This window comes from Magnetococcales bacterium (assembly GCA_015231925.1).
GTDB lineage: Bacteria > Pseudomonadota > Magnetococcia > Magnetococcales > JADGAQ01 > JADGAQ01.
Genome location: JADGAQ010000251.1, coordinates 1 through 4,877, shown reverse-complemented (window position 1 = coordinate 4,877; position 4,877 = coordinate 1). Strand labels below are relative to the sequence as shown.

Annotated in this window: 6 protein-coding genes; 2 read left to right on the top strand and 4 right to left on the bottom strand. The window is 60.7% G+C overall.

Annotated elements, in window-relative coordinates; translation table 11 throughout:
- Both HQL56_18175 and HQL56_18170 read right to left on the bottom strand, forming a co-directional pair.
- On the bottom strand, positions 1–392 hold a 392-nt coding region (locus HQL56_18175), incomplete at its 3' end, for a hypothetical protein (GenBank protein MBF0311446.1).
- Positions 393–479: 87 nt separating this feature from the next.
- Positions 480–2,603, bottom strand: coding sequence for an AAA family ATPase (locus HQL56_18170; protein ID MBF0311445.1), 2,124 nt, complete (start codon positions 2,601–2,603; stop codon positions 480–482).
- A gap of 350 nt (positions 2,604–2,953) precedes the next feature.
- On the opposite strand from HQL56_18170, the gene HQL56_18165 reads away from it, so the two are divergent.
- Positions 2,954–3,235 (top strand): type II toxin-antitoxin system RelE/ParE family toxin, encoded by a 282-nt coding sequence (locus HQL56_18165; GenBank protein MBF0311444.1) that lies wholly within the window; start codon positions 2,954–2,956, stop codon positions 3,233–3,235.
- Positions 3,236–3,280: 45 nt separating this feature from the next.
- Positions 3,281–3,592, top strand: coding sequence for a HigA family addiction module antidote protein (locus HQL56_18160; protein MBF0311443.1), 312 nt, complete (start codon positions 3,281–3,283; stop codon positions 3,590–3,592).
- A gap of 8 nt (positions 3,593–3,600) precedes the next feature.
- On the opposite strand, the gene HQL56_18155 is transcribed toward HQL56_18160, so the two are convergent.
- Together HQL56_18155 and HQL56_18150 are read right to left on the bottom strand one after the other, a co-directional pair.
- Complete coding sequence (locus HQL56_18155) at positions 3,601–4,359, bottom strand: hypothetical protein (protein MBF0311442.1); 759 nt, start codon at positions 4,357–4,359, stop codon at positions 3,601–3,603.
- 10 nt (positions 4,360–4,369) lie between these two features.
- The gene (locus HQL56_18150; GenBank protein ID MBF0311441.1) at positions 4,370–4,798 is read right to left on the bottom strand and encodes a hypothetical protein; all 429 of its coding nucleotides are present in this window, start codon (positions 4,796–4,798) and stop codon (positions 4,370–4,372) included.
- Positions 4,799–4,877: the final 79 nt, after the last annotated feature.

Sequence of the window (4,877 nt, the reverse complement as noted above, 5' to 3'; positions counted from 1 at the left end):
CCGTCGGGCTGCCAAAGCGCCCAGCCGGTTTTGCTGCCCAGATCCAGGGCGAGGACTGCCCTGTTCCCATTGGTCCCTTTTTGAGGCACAGTAGTTACAGCCATTTCTTCCTCCCGTGGGTTGATGTGGTCAGGGTGGCGGTGCGTGCCCTGGTAAGCTGACGCCGCCACCCGCTCAAGCCTGCTGTTCCCGCTTCCCGATTTCCATTCCCGGTGTGCGCGGGGATATTTATATATCCCCGCGCACACACGCATAGGGGATGACCGGGAATTGGGAATAGAAAACTTATCCTTGTTTTTCAGGTGCTTGCTGTTCCCGGAACAGCCCGAAAATCCGGGAATTCCCGACTTTTTCGGGAACAGCAACTGTTTGATATCATTCAATTCACCCATCTTTTTTGTTCCCAAGATGGCCGGGAATTCCCGGGAATTGCCATACACACCGGAAAGCGTGTGTTTCTTTGGTAAGAACGATTCTCATCATGTTTCGACCTCGTCCGCGCCATGCACGAACTCTCCGCACCCTTTGGCGAACGGGCCCTCGGGAACGTCGAGCCACTTGGGTTCATGGGAACCGGTGGCCATGCCCTTCACCAGTTTCGGCGGACGTTCGTTCATGAGATGTTGCACCAGCGACTCGATGCGGGTTCGACTGAGATTGTGGAATTCCGTTGGCAGGCGGTTTCTCTGCCGGAAGACGCCTGGGCCGCCGGTATGGGTAAAGGGGCGACCGTTTTCGGCGGCCTGCTTGATGGCCGCGATCAGTGCGTCGGCCAATTCATGATCAGGAGTGGAAACGGCGGACAGATCGGTGGTGCGGTCCATCAGCAAGCCGATGAAGGGGTCTCGCACGAACACCCGGACTGTCTTGTCCGTCGGCCAGTTGCTCTTCACCACGGCTCCCCGAAACACCATGTCCCGCGTGTAGTGGATGGCGAGTTGCTGGCAGATCTTTTCCGCTTCCTCCTCTCCCACCGCCCACAAGGCGTAGCTCCACCGTCCGCCATCCACCAGCGCCGTGGTGCCCCGGATGGATTCCCGGGCATCGTGGGCCGTCAGGACCGGTTTGATACCCATTTTGCGGAAATGGTGGGTCGCCAGGACCGTGGCTCCCGTCTCCGCCGCGATGCGGCCCAGGGCGGCGAAAAAGAGATTCCCCGCTGCCGGATCGGCATTCACGTCCGCCCCGGCGAAACTTTGCAGGGGATCGATGACCAGCAACCGCATATCCCGGATGGCCGCCAACGCCCCCATCAAATCCTCGAACCCCCGACCCAGAACCGGTCCGTCCCGTCCGGCGCTCACCAGCGGCAACGGTCCTCCGGCATTGGGTAGCGGCACCACGATCAACCGTGAAGGGTCGGGCAATCTCGGAACCAGGCTGGTCAGACGGCGATGCACCTCGTCCTGTTCGTCCTCGGCGGTCAACATGACGGCAGTTCCGGGATGGAGTTCGAGCGGCCCACCCAGCGCGGAAGGCGGCATCCCCATGTTCCGCTCGACGGAAGCGGTCTTCACTGCCAGATCCATGAGCAACATGCTCTTTCCCGCCCCGCCGAGGGCCGCCACCATGCCGGGAATGCCCAGAGGCAGAACGCCCCGGATCAACCATTTCCTCTCCGGTGGTGGTCCGCTGTATCGGTTGTAGGTCCAGGCAAGCAGGTCCAGACCGGCGGTGGCGGTACGGCGAATCTCCCGGCGTTCGGCGTTGGCCAGTAATGCGCGGACCTCCATTCCCTCGGCCACGGCATCGGCGGCGTCCCACTTTTCCGGCTTGTCGCCGGGAGGGATGAGGATGGCCACGGAGCGGCATTCCACCGACTGACAGGCGCGGGCCATCGCTTCGGCGTGATCCCAGCCGGGGGCGTCCTTGTCCGGCCAGATCAACACCTCCTTCCCGGCGAGGGGCGACCAGTCGGTCTTTTCCACCGGGGCGTTGGCCCCGTGCATGGCGGTGGTGGCGACGATGCCCAGGTCGATCAAGGCCTGGGCGCATTTTTCGCCCTCCACCAGGACCACCTGAGGGCTGGCCATCACCTCCGGAAGGTTATAGAGCGGGCGCGGTTCGGGGGCCTGCCAGCGGCGGGCGCGGACATCCCAGGGGCGGAACTCCTTGCCCGAAGGGGGATCGTAGCGGTAGACGCAGGCCACCAGGTTGCCGTCCCGGTCGTGGTAGTCCCACTTGCCGGTGTGGGGGCCCAGTTCGTCCACGGGTGGGGTCTTCCGGTCGGGTTTGGGACGACTGGCAGAGGGGGACTCACCCAGCCAGGCAGCCATGTTGTCCAACAGGCGGGGAAAATCGCTGCGGGCGTCCCAGCCTCGCGTCACCGCCCACAGGGCGATTATGTCACCCCCCTGGCCGGTGGCGTGGTCGAACCACATTCCCGCCTTGGGACCAGTCAGTTCCACCACCATGCTGTCGCCGGGACTGCCCTCTACATTCCCGATGAGGAATTTGCCGTAGCGGATCTTTCCGGCAGGCAGCAGATGGGAGAGAACCTCCTCGATGCGCTCCAGCAGGCGGTCCTTGAGCCGGTCGGTGTCGTGTTGACCATCCCGAAAGGCCCGGGGTTGGGTTTGTGGGCTGGCATTGTTGAAGTCCATCCATTGGTAAGAATCATTCTTACCAAATGGCTCCGGCTGATTTTGGTAAGAATCACTCTCATCAAAGCTGCCAGTCTGTCTTTGATGAGAACCGTTCTTACCAAACGCTTCTGACTGGCTTTGGTAAGAATCATTCTTACCTTCCTCGATCTTCTCCAATTCGCGAGTCGCCTTTTGCCTCACCTGGCTTGGCGACATGCCGGAGCAGTTGTAGACGGCGCGGTAGGCCGTTTCGGCATCGCCGGTTTCCAACAACACCTTGCGAAAGGCCTCCTGCTTGGGCGTCAGCACTGGGAAATCCTCTCACACTGCCGTTGACAGCAATAAACAATTAGTTTACTATCAAGCCCATGATCAAGACCTTCTCCGATAAAAAAAGCGCGGCCCTTTTCATGGGGCAATTCGTCAAAGGGATTCCAATCGAGATCTGCACACGCGCACGGAAGCGATTGATCCAGCTCCATAGTGCATTGAGTGTGGAGGATCTGCGTCTTCCTCCCTCCAACCGACTGGAAAAGCTTGCGGGCGACCGTGAGGGCCAATGGAGCGTTCGCATCAATGATCAATGGAGGGTTTGTTTTCGATTCGTTGATAGGGATGCTTTTGATGTGGAAATCGTGGACTACCATTGAGGAACTTATATGACGATTCCAATGGGAGATCTCCCTCATCTTGAAATGTCGGACATCATCACAGGGGAGCGCATTTCCCCCACACATCCGGGGGAGTTCTTGAAGGAACTCATGAACGAGCTGGGGCTCAGTCAATATCGAATAGCTAAATCTTTGGGTGTTTCGGCCATGCAGATCAGTCATATTGTTCATGGGCGTCGTCCGGTTACGGCGGAAATGGCTTTGCGTTTGGGATTGTTTTTCGATCAATCCCCGGAATATTGGCTTGGTCTGCAAGCCCACTACGACATGGACTTGGCCAAGCACTTGATGTTGGATCGCCTGCGCGAAGAGATAACGCCCCTCCACGCCGCATGAGGGCTGGGTCAGCATGCCAGTCTCCAGCAGCGCTCCTGCCAGTCGCAGAAACGGCATTCGAAATGGCTGGGGTCGCGGGTGATGCGGGGCAGCAGTTCGTGGGCCTCCGTTGCCTGGAGGATGCGCACCGCACGGTCGGTCATGCGCTGGGCCAGGGCGATGTCGAAAGGGACCAGTTCGAAGTGCAGGTCGGCGGTGTCCTTGTTGATGGCGGTGAACAGGGCCGGATTGGCGGAAATACCGGGGACGGCGGTTTCCATGTAGGCTTGGTAGACGGCGATCTGGGCAGCGTAAACCGGCTTGGAGAGGGCTACGCCCCGCTTGACGGTGTCGTTCCAGGACTTGTTGTTGAGGGACTTGCACTCCCACAAGGCGGGATAGCCCATGGGAACCTCCAGTGGTCCACCGGCCAGGATGCCGTCTACATGGCCTTGAATGCGCCCCTTGGCCACCGAAAAGCCGAACTGGTTGCCGTCCTTTTTCCGGACAGCGAGGTTGAACCCGGCAGCTCGCAGCCAACGGATGGCCAGTTCCTCGAAGAGATGCCCGGCGGCGAAGATGCGCAGGGTCTTACCGTCGAAGCCCCGGAACGCATCCCTGGGGGCCCCGGCGTATTCGAACTGCAACGCTCGCTCGCAGGCCACCCCCAGTCGGGAGCCGCCCAGATATTGCCGGGGCGGACTGGCGGTTTCCTCGGCGACCAGGGCGGCGTCGATCAGACCGGTGACGATCTCACCGAACGCGGTGTTGTGATTGAAATCCAGCATGACCTTCGCCTCAGAACGGGATGTCATCGGGATTGGCATTGGCGATGTGATTTTGAAAAGCGCTGACCACCACATCGATCAGGGTCAGCACCTCGGCCTTGCTGTAATCCGCCAATGGGCGGTGCATGCCGATGCTGCCCACGTATTCCCCCAGGGGGATCAAAGCGGCGGCCATGGCCGCCCGTTCCAGATCCGTCGCGTCCGTCATATCCTTTGCCTCCAACAGCAATGTCCTGTTGAGCGCCCGAACCCCTCCCGCCAACCGGACCAGGACGTGGCCGGGTGAGCGTTTGATGATGTTTCCAAAAATGGTCCGTTCCCTGGGCGACAGTTCTTCCAGCCAGACCCGGTGGCAGCGCACGCCCGGCGGGAGGGAAACCCAGCCCAGTCGGGGGTCGTGCCAGTTGGTGCGCGCCCTCGTCCAAGCCGGGAGAGGCATCACGCCACCTCAGCAAGGACGGGGGAGGCTCCGAAGATCAGCCCCTGGATCGCCCGCCGGTTGAAGCGGAAGGTCATCA

Bases quoted from the DNA above. Each gene is read 5' to 3' on its own strand.
- HQL56_18170 (MBF0311445.1), bottom strand. From the start codon at position 2,603: ATGGACTTCAACAATGCCAGCCCACAAACCCAACCCCGGGCCTTTCGG.
- HQL56_18165 (MBF0311444.1), top strand. From the start codon at position 2,954: ATGATCAAGACCTTCTCCGATAAAAAAAGCGCGGCCCTTTTCATGGGG.
- HQL56_18160 (MBF0311443.1), top strand. From the start codon at position 3,281: ATGTCGGACATCATCACAGGGGAGCGCATTTCCCCCACACATCCGGGG.
- HQL56_18155 (MBF0311442.1), bottom strand. From the start codon at position 4,359: ATGCTGGATTTCAATCACAACACCGCGTTCGGTGAGATCGTCACCGGT.
- HQL56_18150 (MBF0311441.1), bottom strand. From the start codon at position 4,798: ATGCCTCTCCCGGCTTGGACGAGGGCGCGCACCAACTGGCACGACCCC.